Below are 22162 nucleotides of genomic sequence, written 5' to 3'. Positions count from 1 at the left end.
AATTTATTTTGCAACACTTCCCATACCGATATTTTCTTTATTGCTTGAACTTCATTTTAAATCTGTGCGTCCTAGCGCTGGTCAAAATAACTGACATCAGTTACGGTATCGGCGAAAAATAAAAATAAAGCTCTTATTGGAGCATTAAGGAATTGTAATGAAATTAGGCTATTCATGGCTTTTAATAAGCGCACTGTTTGTTTCCACCCTAACCTTTGCGAAAACTAATGCTGAAAACGCAGCGAGTGAAGTTGCTCGTATTGAGCAGTCGGTAGTTCAAGCAATGAAAGCTTTTCAAGTACCGGGCATTGCCGTCGCTATTGTTAAAGATGATCAAGTGGTTTTAAGTAAAGGCTTTGGCGTACTTAAACATGGCAGCGAGCAAAAGGTTACTGCCGATACCTTGTTTGGCGTAGCATCAAATACTAAAGCCATGACCGCGGCTTTGTTAGCGCAACTTGTCGATGAAGGTAAGTTAACCTGGCAAACAAAAGTTATTGATATTATTCCTGAGTTTCAGATGCCTGATGCTTATGTTACTCGTGAATTTACCATTATAGATTTATTGTCTCACAACAGTGGTCTGGGCCTTGGCGCTGGCGATTTAATGATTTGGCCGGAAACAACTTTAACGAATCAAGATGTTATTAAAGGCTTAAAGCACTTACCACAAGTGTCGAGTTTTCGAAGTGAATTTGCTTACGATAATTTAATGTATGTTATTGCTGGTGAAATTATTGCCAAAATTACGGGCAAGCTTTGGCATGAAAATATACAAGAAAATATTTTCAATAAGTTAGGCATGAAGAACACTCGAGCAAAGTTTTCACTCATTCCACCGGCAAATAAAAATGTCGCCCGTGCCCATGTGCCGCTTGACGGAAAACTGCATGTGGTTGGCGGAAACTTCCTAGAAAAATTCTCTTCGGCAGGTTCGGTAGCATCCAGCGTTAACGATATGTCGCTTTGGTTAAAAGCCCAGTTAAAGCGCGGAAAATACGGCCAAAATGGCGACCAAGAATTAAGACTATTTAGTGAAAAACAAAGTCGTGCTATGTGGCAAGCTCGGACACTATTGCCGGTACCACAAAGCGCTACCGATCAAGATAAAACCCACTTTACTGCGTATGCTTTGGGTTGGTTTGTGAAAGATTATCACGGTGTTAAGGTGATTCAGCATACCGGTGGCATTTTAGGCATGGTGTCAAAAGTGGTGATGGTGCCTGAAGAAAACTTAGCCATGGTGATTTTAACCAACCAGCAATCAGGTTCTGCATTTAACGCCATATCGCAACAGATATTGAATGAATATTTAAAATTACCTGAGAAAGACTGGGTTGAGCATTACGCAGCAAAAATGAAAGCTTACGAAGCAGACAAAAAAGCACAATTAGCTGAAGCTGCCGCCAGTGTAGATAAAAATTCAAAACCATCATTACCGTTAACAGGTTATGCGCAAACTTATGTTGATAATTGGTATGGTGAAATAACGATTAGTGCTGAAAATAACAACTTAGTGATGCAATTTGGCAATACGCCAGCACTACGCGGCTCTTTAGAGCATTATCAACACAATACTTTTATTGTTCGTTGGAATGATCGAACATTGGAAGCCGATGCTTATGTAAATTTTAATTTGAACCCAGATGGCAGTATTAATTATGTCACGATGAAAGCTGTTTCGTGGGCGACAGATTTCAGCTTTGATTTTCATGATTTAAAGTTAAAATCTAAAGCGACTAAAAACTAAGCTAGAATTAGTTCTGTTAATGGATGATAAAAAAAAGAGGCCTAGGCCTCTTTTTTTATCACAAGGTTTTATTAACTCTTACGGTTGAGTATTTTGGTAAAGTCGATAGACAACTTGTCCAGCGACTTTCTCTTTTAGTAGTTGCCAATGACTTGGCATCACTTGGCTATTATTATCGACTTCCATTTCAACATATATTAAGGCATTTTCCGATAAGCCCTGTTGTGATAATACTTCTGCCGCTTGTTGTGCTAAATCCTTTCTAAAAGGAGGGTCGATAAATACGAGTGAAAACTCTTGCTGATTTTTTTTTAAAAAGTCGATGGCGTTAGCTGACAAAATTTCGATATTGCTCGCTTTTAACAGTGTTTTGTTAGCGTTTAGTTGTTGCGCCGCTGCTTTATTGAGTTCGATAAAGGTAACTGACTTAGCACCGCGTGAAAGTGCTTCAAAACCTAAACCGCCTGAGCCGGCAAAACAGTCTAAACATGTCGCATCTTGAATGTAGGGTATTAACCAATTAAAAACCGTTTCTTTGACTCGATCAGTCGTTGGACGCAGACCATCAGCCATTAATACCGGCAATTTTCGACCGCGATGTTGACCAGCAATGATACGAATATGCCCTTTTGCGGCATTTTTATTTGGTTGTTTTTTGAGTTTGCTCATAACTTCAACAGCTTTTGTTTTTTGTCGGCAGGTAAGGTGATACTATATCGACAATTTTATCCTTGTTTGGTAGCGAATACCAACTGAACTCATGAATAGATTAACGATTTAAGTTCGTGCTATTCATTAAATTAGTGCTGTAATACATTTATGTCGAAGAAAAAAGGTATGTTTTCCTGGTTAGGTCTTGGGAAAAAAGAACAAGTTGCTGCCGTTGAAACAACGGAAGAAAATACGCAAAACATTGAATCTAATGATGCTGTTACTGAAGTCGATTCAGCAGCAGAATTAGCGGGTATTTCACAAGATAATACTTGCGAAGAATTGCCTATTGAACAAACTGCTGCAGAGCCAGAGCCAGAGCCAGAGCCAGAGCCAGAGCCAGAGCCAGAGCCAGAGCCAGAGCCAGAGCCAGAGCCAGAGCCAGAGCCAGAGCCAGAGCCAGAGCCAAAACTTGGCCTTTTTGCCCGTTTAAAGCAGGGCTTAACCAAAACACGGCAGAATCTTGGTGGTGGAATTTTTAGCTTATTCCGCGGCAAAAAAATTGACGAAGAGTTATTTGAAGAATTAGAAACACATTTGTTATTAGCTGATGTGGGTGTTGAAACAACCACTAAAATTATTGATTCATTAACTGAATCAGCATCTAGAAATCAATTAAAAGATGCCGAAGCTTTGTATGACTTATTAAAAACTGAATTGAAAAAAGTGATTGAGCCGGTCAGTAAACCTTTGGTTGTTAAATCAGAAAATGGTCCATTTGTGATTTTGATGGTAGGTGTCAATGGCGTCGGTAAAACCACCACTATTGGTAAGCTAGCGAAGCAATTTCAGGCTGAAGGTAAATCGGTAATGCTAGCTGCTGGTGATACCTTCCGTGCCGCCGCTGTTGAGCAGTTGCAAGTATGGGGCGAACGTAATGATATTCCGGTAGTGGCACAACATACTGGAGCTGACAGCGCTTCAGTAATTTTCGACGCTATTAGTGCCGCTAAAGCGCGTGGTGTCGATGTACTGATTGCCGATACTGCAGGGCGTTTGCAGAATAAAGGCCACTTAATGGAAGAGTTAAAGAAAGTGGTTCGGGTAATGAAAAAGTTAGATGTTAACGCACCACATGAAGTGATGTTGACGATAGACGCAGGCACAGGGCAAAATGCCTTGAGTCAAACCAAATTATTTGATGAAGCAGTAGGTTTAACCGGTTTAGCATTAACAAAATTAGACGGTACGGCTAAAGGTGGCGTGGTTTTCGCTGTTGCTGATAAACATGCCATTCCAATTCGTTATTTGGGGGTTGGTGAAGGTATTGATGATTTACGTCCGTTTAATGGCGATGATTTTATTGATGCACTATTTACCGAAGAAAATTAATTTATTCACGCTTTGGCATAAAAAATTAAACAATAAGAATAATAATGATCCGATTTAATAACGTTAGCAAAACATATCCAGGAGGATTCCTAGCACTGAAACAAGTGAGCTTTGCTATTGCTCCTGGTGAAATGGCGTTTTTAACCGGACACTCGGGCGCAGGCAAAAGTACCTTACTCAAATTAATGAGTGTGATGGAAAAGCCTAGCGCTGGTAGCATTGAAATTAATGGTACCGAATTGTCATCAATAAAGTACCAGCAAATACCCTATGTGCGTCGTGGTATCGGCATGATTTTCCAAAACCATAATTTACTGATGGACCGTACGGTATTTGATAACGTCGCTCTACCTTTGGTTATTGAAGGTTATAGTCATAAAGAAACTCGTAAGCGCGTTGAAGCTGCGCTTGATAAAGTACACCTTGCTAGCAAACTTAAATGTTTTCCCTATATGCTTTCTGGTGGCGAACAGCAGCGTGTTGGCATTGCCCGTGCCATAGTTAATAAACCACCAATTTTATTAGCCGATGAGCCAACGGGTAACTTAGATCCTAAATTATCATTAGATATTATTCGTTTGTTTGAAGAGTTTAATGATATGGGCGTCAGTGTCTTAATTGCCACTCATGATTTAGGCCTGATTGCGCGCATGAAGTATCGGACGCTAACCTTAAAGCAAGGTCATATGATAACAGATGGTATTATCGATGGCCTGCAAGCAGATGGTGATACATATGGAAACTAACCATACTCGCCATAGTAATAGCCAACTAGGCTGGACAGGTCGAATTACTGCCTATTTTATCCGTCATCTACAGCAGGCTATCGGCAGCTTAGGCGATTTATGGCGCACGCCATTTACCTCGATAATGACGGTATTAGTTTTGGGGATTAGCCTAACTTTACCTGCTACATTACACCTTTTTGTCAAAAATACTAAAACGGTTACTGAGCAATGGGACTCAGCCTCTGAGATCACCTTATTTTTGAAGTTATCAACGTCAAATAAAACCGCGCAAAACTTTGTCCAGCGAGTACAACTTTACCCTGAAGTCGATAAGGTTGTTTACATTTCTGCAGAGCAAGCATTAAGTGAATTTAAACTTATTTCAGGCTTTGGACAGGCGTTAGAATATTTGGATGATAACCCACTACCTGCCACTGTGCTGGTAACGCCGACTAAGCGTTTTAGCCAAGCGCAATCGGCACGTGAGCTACTGATAAAGCTAGAAAAAGAAAGAGAGGTTGAACAAGGCAAGCTTGATTTGGAATGGCTGACCCGATTGGAAGCCATGGCTGAACTGATTGAAGATATAGTGCTCGGTATCGCCTTATTACTGTGTTTATCTGTGGTATTAATTATTGGCAATACCATTAGATTAGCAATATTGAACCAAAAAGACGCTATTGCCGTGATGAAATTAGTTGGTGCAACTGACAGTTTTATTCAGCGACCATTTTTATATGTTGGTGTTTGGTATGGTGTGCTAGGAGGCCTAATTGCTGGCGTTTGTGTTGCCATTTTAGCTAGCTATTTTTCCGGTGCGTTAGCGCAGTTAACAGATTTGTATCAAAGCCAGTTTGTGCTAGCGGGTTTATCTTTTAATGAATTTATGTTGTTGCAACTAGTGGCGGTAGGATTAGGTTTACTGGGCAGTTTTATTTCTGTTCGTCAGCATATTCGCGCTATTGAGCCAACGGCAGACTAAATATTGTCATAGTTAGGATCTTTAACGATCCCAACATCATCTTGTTATTTCTATTGATTTTCACCTCGGTGACAAATTTTAACAAATTTTTGATAGAAAATTCGAAAGAGAGTATTGTTTCCCCCTGTCTTCTAAGCTAATGTTGGCGTATTAAATCGCGATATGATGGAAAGATATGTTATAATCGCGAGCTAGGTTAGATAAAGAGGTTATTAAATGAGTGATACAATGCAAACAATGGCACTAACAGTTCCACAAAGTGGCAGCATTGAAACATACGTGCAATCGGCGTACAGCATTCCTATGCTGACGGCTGAGAGGGAGCATGAATTAGCGACTCGTTTATATTCAGAAAATGATTTACAAGCGGCACAAGAACTTATTATGTCGCACCTGCGCTTCGTGATACATGTTGCTAAAGGTTATGCTGGTTATGGTTTACCACAAGCGGATTTAATTCAAGAAGGCAATGTTGGGCTGATGAAAGCGGTTAAGCGTTTTAACCCTGAAGTTGGTGTACGTTTAGTATCGTTCGCAGTACATTGGATCAAAGCTGAAATTCATGAATTTGTTTTGAAAAACTGGCGTATTGTTAAAGTGGCGACAACAAAAGCGCAACGTAAACTATTCTTTAACTTAAGAAAGAATAAAAAGCGCTTAGGTTGGTTTAGCAATGATGAAGTTAACAATGTTGCTGAAACGCTCGGGGTCAGTACCAAAGATGTGCTTGAAATGGAATCTCGTATGAGTAACCAAGATCAGGCTTTTGAGCTCTCTACTGATGATGACGATAATGTTGGTGCCGGTAGTTACTCGCCAGCGCAATACCTTGAAGACAAGCAATCAGATTTAGCAACCGAAGTTGAAGATGAAAACTGGGAACAGCATGCTAACCAAAGGTTAAGTAATGCATTAGTTGGTCTTGATGAGCGTAGCCAAGATATTATTCGTACCCGCTGGTTAGCTGACGATAAGTCTACTTTACAAGAACTTGCTAACAAGTATGACATCTCAGCAGAGCGTGTTCGTCAATTAGAAAAGAATGCCCTAGCGAAATTAAAAGGTGCTATGGCGGCATAATTTGGCGTCTAAATAAATAGATTTGAAGAAACCGGCTATTGCCGGTTTTTTTATGGGAAAAATTCAGCCCTATGTCACTTTAATTACCGTAATTTGTTAGTGAACTGTAAAGCTTTAACGCTATTTAACATCGTCATGCCAGCCAATATAACTCTCCAACATTAAATAACAAACTATGTTTGCCGTTATTTTACTTGGCTTCTAGTATTGTTTTGATGTTAAAAACGCTGGTATTGTCACCGTTTTGCCTGTTTTTGTAGGTAAATAATTATGGCTAAAGTGACATATGTGATTAATCACACAGATTAATTTCAACTCGGGTCTAGCCAAATAATTTTATTTTGTTAGACTAAACGTACAAAAATAATACTAATAAAAAGATGGAATTTAGATAATGGGACCGAGGGCGAAGGATAATATCCACGCGATACGCCAACTTCCAAAATTAAAGTCGTTACTGAAAAAGTATCGGCAACTTAAAGCCATGCAGTCAGGTTTATTACAGCTGTCAGAATTAGCCAGCACAGTAACCGATATGGATGCGTTTTATCATGCTCTTGAATCCGTCATTAAAACCTTATTAGTCACTGATAGTTTCCACATAGCCTTATTAAATCCTGCCGAGGATTTGCAACTTAGCTATTGCCATAATCCCGTTGAAATGAGGTTACGAGAACATGTTGATCTTGCCAACTGGCGTAAAAGCCTGACCGGTTTAGTTTTACTGCAACAGCAACCTTTACATTGTTCAGCAGAGGAACGCATGGCGCTTGCCAAAGCCGAGAAGATCGTATTATATGGCTCGGTATGCGTGGATTGGTTAGGTGTACCACTGATGCGCGGGCAACAGGTTATCGGTGTTATTGCCTTGCAAAGCTATGATGAAAAGCTGCATTTTTCAGAGCGTGACTGTCAAATTCTAGAATTTATCGCCGAGCATCTGGTGACCGCGATCGATCGTGTACGTAGTCGAGAGTTATTAGAATCGAGTATCAGGCAACGGACCTTGAAGTTAACTGAAACAAATCAGCAGTTACAACAGGAAATTGTTGAACGACAGTTAGCGGTAAAAACTCATCAAGTGCTACTCAATATTTCTGAATTAACCGCTAAAACGCAATTAATTGAACATTTTTACCAAGCGTTGCACCACGAAGTTAATAAATTGCTAGCGGCAAATAACTTTTATATTGCTTTGTTATCTGAAGATAAAAGTGAATTAGAGTTTCCTTATTATTGTGATGAAAAAGTCGCTCCGCCGAAAACGAGAAAATTGAGTAATGGTTTATCTGAGTTAGCAATTAGCACAGCAAAGCCAGTGCTATTAACGGAGAAAACGGTTTATACCTTAGCTGCGCAAGGTGAGATAACCCAACGTGCTTTTACGTTATGTTACCCTGAGAATGAATTACCTCAAGCTTGGTTAGCGGCACCTTTAACCGATCAAGGTGAAATTTTCGGTGTTATTGCCATACAGCATTACCAAGATGAAAAAGCCTATAAAAGTAAAGATTTAGAGTTGATGCGTTTTGTTAGCCACCATATTGCGGTGGCCATTTTGCGTCATAAAACCCAGCAGCAAGTACTACAAAGTAATGAAGCACTCGAACAGGTTATTAATAAGCGTACTCAGGAATTACAAGCTACCAATCTTAATTTGCGTATGCAAATCGAAGAACGCCGTAAAGCTGAAGCACGTTTGTACCATGAAGCTCACCACGATGCCTTAACACAATTACCGAATAGAGCGATGTTTTCTGACCGATTAACTTACTCTATTCGACATTTAAAACGTCACCCCAACCATAGATTTGCCGTGTTATTTATTGATTTAGACCGTTTTAAAATGATAAATGATACCTTGGGACATCATGCTGGTGATCAATTCTTAATCGAGATTTCACAGCGTTTGCGTGAGTGTGTGCGTGATAATGACATACTCGCTAGATTGGGCGGTGATGAATTTGTCGTGTTATTAGATTCGTTGCAGTCAATTGAAGATGTTGAAGAAATTGCCTCTCGGATCATTAGCTCTATTGAACAACCTTTTGAATTAGAAGGTCACACCCTGTATTCGAATGCCAGTATTGGTATCGCGCAAAGTCGGGTCAGTTATAAAGACGCCAATGAGATCCTTCGTGATGCTGATGCGGCTATGTATCAAGCGAAAAGTTTAGGTCGCGGGCGTTATGTATTTTTTGATGACAGTATGCGTGAGCAACTGATTGCCAGTATGACCTTAGAGCAAGAATTAAGGCAAGCCATCAAAAGTAAGCAATTTGAGTTACATTACCAACAAATTTCCGATTTAACGTCAACAAACACCTTAGGTTTTGAAGTGTTATTACGTTGGCAGCACCCAACCAAAGGCTTGCTTACGCCAAGCGAATTTCTATTTATGGCTGAAGAAACCGGCATGATCTTGGAAATTGAAACTTGGGTGATTGAGGAAGTATGCTTACAACTAAAAGCATGGAAGCAATCCTGTGAATATCAACATGCCTATATTGGTGTAAACCTTTCCGGTCGGCACTTAACTCAGGCAAACCAGTTGGCAAGGCTGATTGAGTTAATTAATGCAAATACCATTGAGCCTGAGCGACTGATCTTAGAATTTAATGAGTCTGCTTTTGCGCGTCATACTGAATTAGCGTTAAAAGGTTTACGTAAATTGAAAGAATTTGGTGTTAAGTTAGCGCTTGATGATTATGGCGCTGGACTTTCGTCTTTTAATTTTTTACATAACTACCCTTTTGAGTTTATCAAGCTTGACCGCAGTTTTGTTCGGACATTAAATCATAATGAAAAGAACTTATCGCTGGTGAAAGCCTTACACGAATTGGGCACTAATTTCGGCTATCGCTTAGTTGCAGAAGGTATCGAATCAGAAGAAATGCTGAAGAAGTTGCAAGCCGTTGGTTGCGAATTTGGTCAAGGCTATCATATCAACCGCCCTGGAAAGATGGTTAAAGAAAAAGTTGAAGATAACGTGATAGAGATGTATCGCGCTTAGGCTAACCAGCAAACTAAGATCCTGATATTGGCTTAGCCTTTGTGGAAAAAGCCTTCAACTCGCAATGCAATACCTGGCGTCGTGCTATAGTTTTCTTGTTCGGGAAACTCTAAAAATGGCTCCACTTCAAAAAACAACCAGTCACGTAAGGCATTAAATCGATAGCGATAACCTAAGGTGTATTTATCAATAATAAAACCGCGCTCGCCATTGCGCTCTCCTTCTACCTGCATACTCCAGACTGAAGCCGTTGTTTCATTAATTTGTTTAAGTTTATAAAAACCATGTTTCCAGCGAATACCGCTAAAGGCGGCAGAGCCACGGATACTATAGTTAATACGAAATTGAGATTTTTTACTTAACTGATAGTCATACTCAAGTAATAATTTGGCACCTAAGCCATCATCAAGATAATAATATACTGAAGGCTCAACTAAAAATCCTTGCCTTTCACCAATATCAAGGCTGCGTTTATGCTTTGCTCGAAAAAATATGTCGCCGCCAGATATGCCGAGCCGATAGTTCATCAAACGGTTTTTACTTTTGTCTTGGGTATAGTTGAGCGCTAATGAAAATTTTTCATCTTCGGTTTGAGGATTAGTATTTGCAGATTCTAGTGGTAAGTTGTTGAGTTCATCATCGGTTTCATCTGACAATATTAAACTGGCTTTATTTTGCAGATGTGGCAGCTTAACCCTGACGCGAAAGCGGGTTTTAACTTCACTCCAGTCGCGACTTTTCGGCAACCAAGCAAAGCGAATTTTTGCGGTTGTGGTGGGTAATTGCTGTTGCTCACTATCATTTGCGATAAAAAAGCTATCAAACCATTGCGCAGACTGGAAAACGGAATCGGAAACCGTTTCATGCAATCCTTGCATCCAGTGATCATCTTTTTGTTCAGTAGACTTATCTGCTTGTTGTGCGTCATATGCCAATACTGGAATTGCAAATGCAAAGTAAAATAAAGCTAGGCTATACAGCCAACAACATAGATTTTTACAATACATTCTTATCAAAATTTGTTTTACCTCATTATTTAGCATATCAGTTGGTGATTTTTTTTCTATAAACTTTATAATGAATTCAATTAAATTATAGGGGTTTTTTATGGGTGGTATAAGTATTTGGCAATTATTAATTATTGCAGTGATTGTTGTATTGTTGTTTGGCACGAAGAAACTACGTAACTTGGGCTCTGATTTGGGTTCAGCGGTAAAAGGTTTTAAAAATGCGGTAACCGATGATACAGCCAAAAAAGAAGACGAGACAGCTGATGCTGATAGCTTAACGGATAAGTCTGTTGAGCAAAGTAAGGTCGCGGAAAAAGAGAAAGACCAAGCCTAATGTTTGATATTGGCTTTTGGGAATTATTATTGATCGCTATTATTGGCCTAGTGGTACTTGGGCCAGAACGATTACCCGTGGCAATAAGAACTGTTCGTGGCTGGATGAATAGCATTCGTAGCTTTAGTGAAGGTGTGAAGAATGAACTTTCTGAAGAGTTGCGTATCCAAGAATTGCACGCCAATTTAAAAAAGGCCGAACAATCTGGCATGAAAGATCTTTCTCCAGAAGTGGCGGCTTCCGTTAAGTCGTTACAAGATGCCGCTGAAATGGTCAATAACCCGTATCAAACAGCTGAGAAAAAAGACAGTTCTGCAGAAGAAACTGAACAGCCGAACGATAATCAAATTGAAAAGCAGGATAAATGAGTTCAGCCGCGAAACAGAACTACACATTGTTTGATCATTTACTAGAACTAAGAACACGATTGTTACATGCCGTTTTAGGGGTATTGGTGGTGTTCTGTTGTATGATCTACTTTGCCCAAGATATTTATCAATATGTTGCGCAACCCTTATTAGAGGTAATGCCTACGGGTACGCAGATGATCGCGACGGATGTTGCATCGCCTTTTTTCACTCCGTTTAAATTGACGATAGTGTTAGCTATTTTCATCGCGATGCCATATATTTTATTTCAGTTGTGGTCATTTATTGCGCCGGGTTTGTATCAGAACGAGAAGCGCTTAATTGCACCGTTAATGTTTGGAAGTACATTATTATTTTATGGCGGTATAGCTTTTGCCTACTATATTGTTTTTCCAGTAGCATTTGCTTTTTTCTCTTCAGTTGCCCCTGAAGGTGTAACGATTGCAACTGATATCAGCAGTTACTTAGATTTTGTTCTAAAATTGTTTTTTGCTTTTGGTATGGCATTTGAAATACCGATTGCTATTATATTGATGTGCTGGACTGGCATGACAAGTCCGGACAGTTTACGTGCTAAACGTCCTTATATTGTTGTTGGCGCCTTTGTTATGGGTATGCTACTAACTCCTCCTGATATTATTTCACAAACCATGCTAGCAGTACCTATGCTGTTACTCTTTGAAGCAGGCGTTATTATTGCCTCTTTCTATCACCGTGAAGAAGAATCAGAATCAGAACCAGAAATAAAGGAAAAATAATAATGAAAAAAACACCCCTACTTTCAATTGCCTGTTTGGGCTTAGCATCAATGTCTGCTAATGCAGATACCTTAGAGACTGAATTGGCGAAATGTGGCCAAGTTAAAGATAGTTTAGCGCGATTGGTTTGTTATGATGATTTAGTTAAAACTGCATCGCTGCCAACTGTTAGTAAAAAACAATCAGTTGTTACAGTACCAAGAACTAAGACTGTACCTGTTACTGCTCCTGTCGTGAGTAAAGAAGAAAATTTTGGTGCCGAGCACTTGAAAAAGAAGAATGTTTCTGAAGAAGACCTACAGGTTGTGTTTGTTGTTGAGAAACTGAAAAAAGATCAATACGGCAAGTGGCGCTTTACTTTTAAAAATGGCCAACAATGGAAACAAACCGATAGCAATCACTTTAGAGTGAAAGTGGGTGAAAGTGTGATATTGAAAAAAGGCGTTATGGATGCGGTTTATTTGAAGAAAAATATGGTAGATTCACACAAAAAAATTCGTGTTAAGCGCGTTAAATAAAATCTTTGGTGTATTAACTTTTGATTGATATTGGCGTTAACTTAACCAATGCACGTTTTGATAAAGATCGTTTTGAAGTTATCGCGCGCGCTAAACAAGTAAACATTGGTGCCATGCTAGTTACAGGCACTAATGTAAAGGAAAGCCAGCAAGCCGTCTCTCTATGCCAGCAATACCCTGACTATTTATATGCGACCGCTGGCGTTCACCCACATGATGCCGATCATGTGGATGAAAATTATCTTGAAACTTTGGGCGAATTAGCAAAAAACAATTGTGTGAAAGCGATTGGAGAATGTGGTTTAGATTTCAATCGTAATTTTTCAACGCCAGAAAATCAGCAACGAGTTTTTAGAGAACAAGTTGCACTAGCGCAACAGCTAAAACTGCCTTTGTTCTTGCATCAACGTGATGCTTTTGAACCTTGGTTTGATATTTTGGCGCCACATATTGGTAATATCCCCGCCTTAGTTTCACATTGTTTCACGGGTAGCAAAAATGAGTTGCAACAATGCTTAGATGCGGGGATGTATATAGGTATTACTGGTTGGATTTGCGATGAACGTCGTGGGCAAGCTTTACGCGACATCGTAGCTATGATCCCATTAGAGCAATTGATGATTGAAACCGATGCGCCATATTTGACTCCTAGAACTATTCGCCCTAAACCAAAAAGTAGCCGCAATGAACCCAGTTATTTGCCCTATGTTGTTACTATGTTGGCGGAGCTTATCGGCTGTAGTGAAGCCGACTTGATTAAGCAAACGACGATTAATAGCGAAAAGGTTTTCAAATTAAGTGCCAAATATGAGTAAAATAATTTCGCTGGTGATTTTTGGTGCCATTTTGCTCTGTCCGGAAGTTGTGTATGGTCAAGTGGCGACAATGACCATGATTGCTGATGAAACTTCGCTATTGCCAATGTCAATGCATTTGCATCTGCAGCATACCTTTATAGGTAGTAGCTTAATTTTGACGCTAATGTGTTTTGCATGGGCTAGGGCCCTGCGTAGCTACAGTATGGGGCTGCTAGCATTATATTTTCCAATAAAATCATTGTGGATATTGGCCGATGGCGGTATCTCGATTATGGCGATATTTACCGATATTAGCTCGTTGTTGAAAATTGAAAACACCTTACTGGCAACGCTGTCTATGGTGGTCTTAATTAGCTTTACCGCTAAACTATTTGCACTTAAAAAGCATAACTATTTGCATAGCCTCTTGTTGCGTCGCTTGTCTTACCTTTTTGTACTAGTTATACCGATCAGCTACTTCTTAAGCCGCTTAGATATTTGGTTATTGACACAAGTATTAAGCAGTTTCGGTTTACTTGCGCTGTTATATGTCGCAAGAAAACAGCCAGAAAATAATGGCCCTCTGCCATTTATTTATTCTGTCATGTTGTTAGTGCAATTGAGCTTTAATTTTATTGGTTATGTCTTACACTATGGACGTGTCTCTGCAGAAATAATTAATTGCCTTGATATGTTGGCATTCTGGTTAATGGCAATTATGGTTACCTATATTATGGGCCGTCGTTACTTTGGGCATTTGCAAGATGAAAAACTGGCGCAACAGCGAGCTATTGCGAGCGCTACAGCCTCTAAAGAAGCACAAGAAAAATTGTTAGCTATGCAGCAAGAAGGACAAGAACTATTGGAAAGTCGAGTACAAGAAAGAACACTCGAACTCAATATAGCCTTGCAAGAATTAGAAAATGCTAATCACGAGTTACAAGAAAAAAACACCTTTGATGAGTTATCTGGGCTCTATAACCGTCGACATTATGATCAGAAAATATTGGCAGAATTTCGACGCAGTCGTCGCAACTTAACGCCATTGAGCATTATATTAGTCGATATTGATCATTTCAAAAATGTTAATGATAGTTATGGTCATTTAACAGGTGATAAATGTATTGTTGAAACAGCTAATATTATCAAATCTTTATTGCGACGCAGCACTGATATTGGTTGCCGATATGGTGGCGAAGAGTTTTGCTTAATTTTACCTGAAACAGATGCTCAAGGTGCTCTGGCATTAGCCCAAGAGGTGTGTGTCAGTGTTAGCCAACAGAAAATATTTAGTAATGATAACTTTATTGATTTGACGGTTAGTTGTGGTGTTACCACCTATCAGCAAGAGAAAGATGTCACGCCTGAAGCTATATTCGCGAGTGCAGACAAAGCACTGTATAAAGCTAAGCAAGCTGGCCGTAATCAAGTGAAAGTAAGTTTGTTACGCGAAACTTAAATTATTGTAGGAACGAAATATGAATAACACCTTTGGTCAATACCCTGCACGTAGAATGCGTCGTATGCGCAGTGATGATTTTTCACGACGCTTAATGTCAGAGCATCAACTTAGTGTTAATGATCTTATTTACCCTGTTTTCGTTTTAGAAGGCGAGAATCAACGTGAAGCCATAGCTTCTATGCCTGGGGTTGAACGCAAAAGTCTCGATCTTTTGCTTGAAGAGTGCCAAGAGCTTGTTGAATTAGGTATTCCAGCCATTGCTATTTTTCCGGTCACGCCAGCAGATAAAAAGTCTTTGATGGCTGAGGAAGCATATAATGCTGATGGTCTTGCCCAGCGTACTGTTCGAGCAATAAAAGCAAAATACCCTAACTTAGGCGTGATCACAGATGTTGCCTTAGACCCATTCACCACACATGGACAAGATGGCATTATCGATGATGAAGGTTATGTCTTGAATGAAGTCACCAAAGATATTTTGGTTAAGCAGGCATTGTCTCATGCGCAAGCAGGTGCAGACGTAGTAGCACCATCTGACATGATGGATGGACGCATTGGTGCAATTCGTCAAGAATTAGAAACACATCATTTTGTTAATACCAAAATACTCGCTTATTCCGCCAAGTACGCGTCAAATTATTACGGCCCATTTCGTGATGCTGTCGGCTCTGCGGGTAATATTAAAGGTGGCAATAAGTTCTCTTACCAAATGGACCCCGCCAATAGTAATGAGGCGATGCACGAAATAGCACAGGATATTCACGAAGGCGCTGATATGGTTATGGTAAAACCCGGCATGCCGTATTTAGATATTGTCCGCCGAGTGAAAGATAATTTTCAAGTACCGACCTATGCCTATCAAGTCAGTGGCGAATATGCCATGCACATGGCAGCCATTCAAAATGGCTGGTTGGCTGAAAAACCATGTGTAATGGAAGGGCTGTTAGCATTCAAGCGTGCTGGCGCTGATGGTATTTTGACCTATTTTGCCAAACAAGTTGCCCGTTGGTTAAAGGAAGAAGGTTAAACAAACTGAGTTAGGTCATTGATACTCAGTTATCGAACAGCAATGACCGTACTACATAGTGCGGTCTTACTATTTGCCCTATCGGGTTTATTTGGTAAGTGGTTAACGCTATCCCCTAGCCTGATAGTTTTTGGCCGAGCATTTTTTGCCGCCATTGCCCTCGCTATTTTTATTCGAATTATTAAACGCCAGTCACTAAAACTATCTCGAAAGCTTCTTTTTGCTATGGCCTTAACGGGCGGTATTTTAGCATTACACTGGTTAACTTTTTTCCAATCAATTCAAATTAGTAATGTTGCTATAGGCTTAATTACCTTTGCGACTTTTCCGGTCTTTGTCAGTATACTTGAACCGTTATTTTTCAAAGAGCCTGTTAGAAAAAATTCGTTACTACAAGCCTTACTTACCTTAGTTGGTGTTGCACTTGTACTACCTTTGCAAGAACTCTCTGTTAGTGTGTTAGAAGGAATATACTGGGGAGTATTGTCGGCACTGCTCTTTGCTGTGCTTGCCCTCTTAAATCGCAAGTACGTGCAGCAAGTTTCTGCTAAGCATGTTGCTTTTTATCAAAATTTATTTGCTAGTATTGTACTGTTGCCTTTCGTTTTGCTAGTTGATGTCGAGATAACAAGGACGCAATTATCATTATTGATAATATTAGGGGTAATATTTACCGCAGTTGCTCATACGCTTTACAATTTAGCGTTAATACGATTAAGGGCGGCAACCGTCAGTATCGCGGTATCATTAGAGCCCATTTATGGGATTGTCGCAGCTTACGTATTTTTGAATGAGCCGTTAACACTCCATATGGTCTTTGGTGTTACTTTAGTCATTTTAACGAATATTTGGTCGGCAAAAAGTGTCAGTTAATTATTGATCGTTAATGAAAAGTCTACGCTACTAAGATATTGATTTTCTTGCATCAACTCATCGGCAATTAGCGGGTGTTGAGCAAGCCAATTTTTTGGTAATGATAGCTGAATTGTTTGTAGGCAAACATTAATATGATAATCAGGTAGAGTGACATCTGCACGGCGTCGACACAATATAACTGCCAGTCGTAAAAGTATTAATAATTTTTTTGCCTTAACGGCTTTGGTAGCCGATTGCTGAACAAGTAAGTCGCTATCAATTTCACCTTTGTAAAGCGTCACAAACATAAGTAGTAATTGTCGATCAGGATAACTAAAGCCAGCCAAATCTGCATGGGCTAAGATATAGGCACTGTGCTGTTGGTGAGATTTATATGACAATAACAAACCAATTTCATGCAAATCACAACTGGCTAATAAAATTTCAAAAGCATTATCTTCGCTTAGCTGCCAAAACGGGGCTAAGTGGCTAAATAGCTTTATTACTTGTTGTTTTACACGACTTGCCTGATCTTTATCAATGTGAAATCGTTGTGAAAGCGCGTTTACTGTCCGTTGACGAATATTGGTTTGTCGGCTGTTTGCTAGCATTTCGTAAAGCAAACCTTCACGTAATGCGCCACTAGAAAGGGCCAAGCTTTTTATGGAAAGTTGTTGAAATAACGCAATGAGAATGGCTAGGCCACTGGCGATAACTGGACTGCGCTCTGGCGTTAAGCCTGGGATATTAATCTCTTCAATATTGTCAAAATTCAGTAACTGGTTTTGAATTTGGTACAAATAATCTAAGGTCAGTGTAGAAGGCTTGTGTTGATAAATTAATATCTCAGCCAATGCTTGCATGGTGCCTGAGCCACCTAATACGCACTGCCAACCAATATGGCAATACTCTTCGCTAATGGGGGCAATGATTTTTTCTGCCGCGGCTATGGCGTGGCAAAAGTTATCTTTGCTAAGTGTACCATTGGCAAAGTATTTCTGATTAAAGGTAACACAGCCAATGTTGAGACTAATGGCTTTTTTTACCTCAAAACCATGACCGGCAATAATTTCTGTACTAGCGCCGCCAATATCTAAAATTAGTCTTTTATCGGCGCTACAACTTGTATGGGCAACACCTAAATAAATATTCTCTGCTTCTTCAATGCCACTTAATAGCGTAATTTTATGGGCCAATATTTGCTCAGCTTGCACGATAAAGTCAGCCCGATTTTTGGCTAATCTCAATGTTGCGGTGGCAACGACACGAATATTTTTTGTTGGGATATCTTGCAGGCGTTCGGCAAAAAAACTTAAACACTTCAAGCCTTTTGCCATAACTGATTCAGATAAAACATTGTCGCTATCTAAACCAGACGCTAGGCGAACCTTACGTTTAACTTTGTCGACAACTTGCACACTATCGGCAAGTTGTCGGGTGATCAGCATATGAAAACTGTTAGAGCCTAAATCGATCACCGCATACAGAGGCGATAAAGTCTCTTCTTCGGTGAACGCCATTTACTAACGGTTCCTTTGTTGCCTATTTCCTGCACTACGGTTGCGATTTTGACCGCCATTATGGGGTTTATGACGACGTTGGCGAGGTTTAGGTCTAGGTAGATCAGTTAATAGTGCTTCATGATCATACTTACTGACCGGTAATTCATGTTCAATATAACTTTCAATTGCGGGTAAGTTAAAGACGTATTGTTCGCAGGCCAAGCTAATTGCATGCCCTGTTGCTCCTGCTCTACCCGTTCGTCCGATACGGTGAACATAATCTTCACAATCATCAGGTAAGTCATAGTTAAATACATGGGTAACTGCTGGAATATGCAAACCACGAGCAGCGACATCAGTAGCAACTAAAACATCTAACTGCCCTGCGGTAAACTGTTCTAAAATTTTCAAACGTTTCTTCTGAATCACGTCACCTGTAAGCATACCAACACGAATTTTATCGGCTTCAAGGTGTGCATGTATTTTTTCACAAACATGTTTCGTATTGGCGAAAATAATCGCTTTATCAGGCCAATCTTCTTCAATCAGTGTTTGTAATAAAGACATTTTATCTTCATTAGAAGGATAAAATAGCTCTTCGGAAATACGAATGTTGGTCTTTTGGTCAGGCTCAACCTCAACACTGTCAGGTTCATTCATATGTTCAAACGCGAGTTCTTTGACGCGGAAAGATAACGTCGCAGAAAATAACATGCTTAAGCGATCGCTGGCTGCCGGCATTTTTCCAAACATATAGCGAATGTCTTTAATAAAACCTAAATCGAACATACGATCAGCTTCATCAAGTACCACAGCTTCAATATTGTTGAGGTTATAGATGCCTTGTTTCAAGTAATCAATTAAACGACCACAGGTACCGATTAAGATATCAACGCCTTGTTCTAACTCTTGACGTTGACTTTCATAACCTTCGCCACCATAAACCACACCTAAGCGTAAGCCGGTACTTTTCGCCATTTCAATCGCGTCACGATGAATTTGAATGGCTAGCTCGCGTGTTGGCGCCATAATAAGGGCACGTGGCTGGTTGTGTTTTACGTCTTTCTTTTGCAACAAATGATGGAATGTTGCCGCTAAAAAGGCGATGGTTTTACCTTCACCTGTTTGTGCTTGACCCGCAATGTCTTTGCCGGCCAGTAGAATAGGAAGAGACTTTGCTTGAATTGACGTGCAATATTCAAAGCCCATAGATTCGAGACCAGTAACTACCGTTGGCTCGAGCTTAAGTTCAGAGAACTTTATTTCAGTTAAGTGTGTTTTTTTCATACCGCTAGCTTAACAGGTTACGCTATTTAATAGAAATGAGATTTAGTAAAATTGCCGGATATATTTGCTGTATTAGTTGATTTTGAAATTAAATGCCCATAACTGTTATATATGATTGTTGGTAATTCAAGATGATGAAGGTATAATCTTAACCAATTGGCATAGTGCCACCATTAATGGAGATATAAATGAGCGATAAAATTGTTCAGTTAACTGATGATAGTTTTGACTCTGATGTGATCAATGCATCAGGCCTTGTTCTAGTTGATTTCTGGGCTGAGTGGTGTGGTCCATGTAAAATGATCGCGCCGTTGTTAAATGACGTTGCTGAAGAATACGCTGACAAGGTGACTGTTGGTAAATTAAACATTGACCAAAACTCAAATACCCCACCTAAGTATGGTATTCGTGGTATTCCAACCTTGTTACTTTTTAAAGACGGTGTTGTTGCAGATACCAAAGTTGGCGCATTATCAAAGACTCAACTTAAAGAGTTTATTGATAACAACTTATAAGAAAAAGGTCCGATTTTCGGGCCTTTTTGTTTTTTAGTCAAAGATCAAGCATGTGATCCTTTACCTGTTTTGTTTTTAGTGCTAAGTTTAACATTCGAAAGAAAATAACATTTCAAAATCATACTCAAACAATCCTAAATTGCCAAACGGCACAGCATAACAACCTAAATAGTTTAAGAAACCCCCACTATGAATCTTACCGAACTTAAAGAAAAGTCTATTAGCGAGCTAGTAAAACTCGCAGAATCAATGAAATTGGAGCATCTAGCTCGTAACCGCAAACAAGACATTATTTTTGCTATTTTAAAAGCCCACGCTAAAAGTGGTGAAGATATTTTTGGTAGCGGTGTTTTAGAAATTCTACAAGACGGCTTTGGCTTTTTACGCTCGGCTGACTCATCGTACTTAGCTGGACCTGATGATATTTATGTATCACCAAGTCAAATACGCCGATTTAGTATGCGCACCGGTGACACTATTGCCGGTAAAATTCGTCCGCCAAAAGACGGTGAGCGATATTTTGCTTTATTAAAAGTTAATGAAGTTAACTTTGACCGTCCAGAAAACTCTCGTAATAAAATTCTTTTTGAAAACCTAACACCTATTCACCCAACCGATCGTTTAACGATGGAACGTGGTAACGGTTCGACTGAAGATATTACCGCTCGAGTATTAGATTTAGCATCTCCTATTGGTAAAGGCCAACGTGGTTTGATTGTTGCTCCGCCTAAAGCGGGTAAAACGTTATTATTACAAAACATCGCTCAAAGTATTGCTCATAACCATCCTGATGCTGAGTTGATGGTATTGCTAATTGATGAACGTCCAGAAGAAGTTACCGAAATGCAACGCCTTGTAAAAGGTGAAGTAGTTGCGTCAACTTTTGATGAGCCGGCTAACCGTCACGTGCAAGTGGCAGAAATGGTGATTGAAAAAGCAAAACGTTTAGTTGAGCATAAGAAAGATGTGGTCATCTTACTTGATTCAATTACCCGTTTAGCCCGTGCATATAACACGGTTATTCCTTCATCAGGTAAGATACTTACCGGTGGTGTTGATGCCAATGCATTGCACCGTCCTAAGCGTTTCTTCGGTGCAGCACGTAATATCGAAGAAGGTGGCAGCTTAACAATTATTGCGACGGCTCTGGTAGAAACCGGTTCTAAAATGGATGAAGTTATCTACGAAGAGTTTAAAGGTACAGGCAATATGGAATTACACCTTTCACGTAAAATTGCTGAAAAACGTGTATTCCCAGCCATTCACTTTAACCGCAGTGGTACTCGTCGTGAGGAGCTTTTAACTAAGCCTGATGAATTACAAAAAATGTGGATTTTGCGTAAAATTGTTCATGAGATGGGCGAAATAGACGCCATGGAATTCATGATTGATAAGCTTGCTATGACGAAAACGAATAACGAATTTTTTGATTCAATGAAACGTCAATAAACTCAGTTTTGAAAACTAAAAAATGCCAGCAATTGCTGGCATTTTTTATGTCCGATCCGCTTATTTGTTGATGACTTTTTTATAAAGACCATCAAACGATGTTTGCCAGGTTTTCCCTTGATCTTGACTAACCTGCCAATGCTGGCGAACAGAGCCATCTTCGTTTGGTGTCCAGCTGATTTTATTGATAGTAGCTTGTTGGTTTGCCGCGAAGGTTTTACCTATCATCACCATAGCGTTGTTTTCAATACCGCCTTGCAATTGCAATAATAACCCTGAGCTATCAGTCCAAGTTTGGTGCCATTGTTTTGTTTGTTGATCATAGATATTGAGACTTTTACCAACATAACCACTTGGCGAAGAGTACTCTTCCAAAATGGTACAGCCGTTGTTTATTTTGCTAATATTATTAAAGCGGATGATATCATCAGTGTCGCTAGTAACTTGCCAATGCCCGAGCCAAAAATCAAATGCTTGGTAGTTTTCATCGGTACAATTTGCCTGAGCACTATTTGAGTAAATAAAGAAAATAATTATCGCGCAAAGTATTTTTTTCATTAAGGTCTTTCCTTGTAATAAACTTTTCGTCTGCATTAGATTATATCTGTATGAAATTTATACGACAAACGGTACTGAATGATGTAGTATGCGCGTTTTTTAAAATTCATCTGCTGTTATTTTAAC

At 39.6% G+C, this 22162-nt stretch carries 21 protein-coding genes; 16 read left to right on the top strand and 5 right to left on the bottom strand.

The window, feature by feature from the left end:
- Positions 1-157: 157 nt before the first annotated feature.
- A complete protein-coding gene (locus AC27JP_RS06410) occupies positions 158-1750 on the top strand; it encodes a serine hydrolase (RefSeq protein ID WP_487113143.1) in 1593 nt (530 codons plus the stop codon).
- 78 nt (positions 1751-1828) lie between these two features.
- Here AC27JP_RS06410 and rsmD read toward each other — a convergent pair whose 3' ends face one another.
- Positions 1829-2419, bottom strand: coding sequence for a 16S rRNA (guanine(966)-N(2))-methyltransferase RsmD (rsmD, locus tag AC27JP_RS06405; protein WP_487113141.1), 591 nt, complete (start codon positions 2417-2419; stop codon positions 1829-1831).
- 150 nt (positions 2420-2569) lie between these two features.
- Here rsmD and ftsY point away from each other — a divergent pair, with 150 nt between their 5' ends.
- The 5 genes from ftsY (at position 2570) to AC27JP_RS06380 (ending at position 9596) form a co-directional block, all read left to right on the top strand.
- Entirely contained in the window at positions 2570-3793 is a 1224-nt protein-coding gene (ftsY, locus tag AC27JP_RS06400) for a signal recognition particle-docking protein FtsY (RefSeq protein WP_487113140.1), read from the top strand.
- A 44-nt stretch (positions 3794-3837) separates the two neighbouring features.
- Positions 3838-4539 (top strand): cell division ATP-binding protein FtsE, encoded by a 702-nt coding sequence (ftsE, locus tag AC27JP_RS06395; RefSeq protein WP_487113138.1) that lies wholly within the window; start codon positions 3838-3840, stop codon positions 4537-4539.
- A complete protein-coding gene (gene ftsX, locus AC27JP_RS06390) occupies positions 4529-5503 on the top strand; it encodes a permease-like cell division protein FtsX (RefSeq protein WP_487113136.1) in 975 nt (324 codons plus the stop codon). Before ftsE ends, ftsX begins: the two co-directional genes overlap by 11 nt.
- Positions 5504-5719: 216 nt before the next feature.
- Positions 5720-6583 (top strand): RNA polymerase sigma factor RpoH, encoded by an 864-nt coding sequence (rpoH, locus tag AC27JP_RS06385; protein WP_487113134.1) that lies wholly within the window; start codon positions 5720-5722, stop codon positions 6581-6583.
- A 394-nt stretch (positions 6584-6977) separates the two neighbouring features.
- Complete coding sequence (locus AC27JP_RS06380) at positions 6978-9596, top strand: sensor domain-containing diguanylate cyclase (protein ID WP_487113132.1); 2619 nt, start codon at positions 6978-6980, stop codon at positions 9594-9596.
- 32 nt (positions 9597-9628) lie between these two features.
- Here AC27JP_RS06380 and AC27JP_RS06375 read toward each other — a convergent pair whose 3' ends face one another.
- Positions 9629-10531, bottom strand: a complete 903-nt coding sequence (locus tag AC27JP_RS06375) for a hypothetical protein (protein WP_487113131.1) — start codon at positions 10529-10531, stop codon at positions 9629-9631.
- Between the two features lie 172 nt (positions 10532-10703).
- Here AC27JP_RS06375 and tatA point away from each other — a divergent pair, with 172 nt between their 5' ends.
- The 8 genes from tatA to AC27JP_RS06335 are packed head-to-tail and all read left to right on the top strand — an operon-like array spanning position 10704 to position 16743.
- Positions 10704-10940: a Sec-independent protein translocase subunit TatA gene (gene tatA, locus AC27JP_RS06370; protein ID WP_487113129.1), complete on the top strand. Its 237-nt coding sequence runs from the start codon at positions 10704-10706 to the stop codon at positions 10938-10940.
- A complete protein-coding gene (tatB, locus tag AC27JP_RS06365; protein WP_487113127.1) occupies positions 10940-11308 on the top strand; it encodes a Sec-independent protein translocase protein TatB in 369 nt (122 codons plus the stop codon). The genes tatA and tatB overlap by 1 nt, the downstream gene beginning before the upstream one ends.
- Positions 11305-12066, top strand: coding sequence for a twin-arginine translocase subunit TatC (tatC, locus tag AC27JP_RS06360; protein ID WP_487113125.1), 762 nt, complete (start codon positions 11305-11307; stop codon positions 12064-12066). Before tatB ends, tatC begins: the two co-directional genes overlap by 4 nt.
- A 2-nt stretch (positions 12067-12068) precedes the next feature.
- Complete coding sequence (locus AC27JP_RS06355) at positions 12069-12584, top strand: hypothetical protein (RefSeq protein ID WP_487113123.1); 516 nt, start codon at positions 12069-12071, stop codon at positions 12582-12584.
- A 20-nt stretch (positions 12585-12604) separates the two neighbouring features.
- Positions 12605-13399, top strand: a complete 795-nt coding sequence (locus AC27JP_RS06350) for a TatD family hydrolase (protein WP_487113121.1) — start codon at positions 12605-12607, stop codon at positions 13397-13399.
- Positions 13392-14840: a GGDEF domain-containing protein gene (locus tag AC27JP_RS06345; protein ID WP_487113119.1), complete on the top strand. Its 1449-nt coding sequence runs from the start codon at positions 13392-13394 to the stop codon at positions 14838-14840. Before AC27JP_RS06350 ends, AC27JP_RS06345 begins: the two co-directional genes overlap by 8 nt.
- A 19-nt stretch (positions 14841-14859) precedes the next feature.
- On the top strand, positions 14860-15870 hold the full coding sequence (gene hemB / locus AC27JP_RS06340; RefSeq protein WP_487113117.1) for a porphobilinogen synthase: 1011 nt from the start codon (positions 14860-14862) through the stop codon (positions 15868-15870).
- A 42-nt stretch (positions 15871-15912) separates the two neighbouring features.
- A complete protein-coding gene (locus tag AC27JP_RS06335; protein WP_487113115.1) occupies positions 15913-16743 on the top strand; it encodes a DMT family transporter in 831 nt (276 codons plus the stop codon).
- Here AC27JP_RS06335 and AC27JP_RS06330 read toward each other — a convergent pair.
- Together AC27JP_RS06330 and rhlB are read right to left on the bottom strand one after the other, a co-directional pair.
- Positions 16740-18245, bottom strand: a complete 1506-nt coding sequence (locus AC27JP_RS06330; protein WP_487113114.1) for a Ppx/GppA phosphatase family protein — start codon at positions 18243-18245, stop codon at positions 16740-16742. The genes AC27JP_RS06335 and AC27JP_RS06330 overlap by 4 nt on opposite strands.
- 3 nt (positions 18246-18248) lie before the next feature.
- A complete protein-coding gene (gene rhlB, locus AC27JP_RS06325) occupies positions 18249-19514 on the bottom strand; it encodes an ATP-dependent RNA helicase RhlB (RefSeq protein WP_487113112.1) in 1266 nt (421 codons plus the stop codon).
- Between the two features lie 188 nt (positions 19515-19702).
- Between rhlB and trxA the strand changes: the two genes are divergently transcribed.
- Complete coding sequence (trxA, locus tag AC27JP_RS06320) at positions 19703-20029, top strand: thioredoxin TrxA (protein WP_085300150.1); 327 nt, start codon at positions 19703-19705, stop codon at positions 20027-20029.
- Between the two features lie 189 nt (positions 20030-20218).
- Complete coding sequence (gene rho / locus AC27JP_RS06315; protein WP_487113110.1) at positions 20219-21478, top strand: transcription termination factor Rho; 1260 nt, start codon at positions 20219-20221, stop codon at positions 21476-21478.
- Between the two features lie 60 nt (positions 21479-21538).
- Here the strand turns inward: rho and AC27JP_RS06310 are convergent, their stop codons facing one another.
- On the bottom strand, positions 21539-22036 hold the full coding sequence (locus AC27JP_RS06310; RefSeq protein WP_487113108.1) for a hypothetical protein: 498 nt from the start codon (positions 22034-22036) through the stop codon (positions 21539-21541).
- Positions 22037-22162: the final 126 nt, after the last annotated feature.

It is taken from the genome of Colwellia sp. SU-HH01172, assembly GCF_057553355.1.
This window is presented reverse-complemented; position numbering and strand designations above follow the sequence as displayed.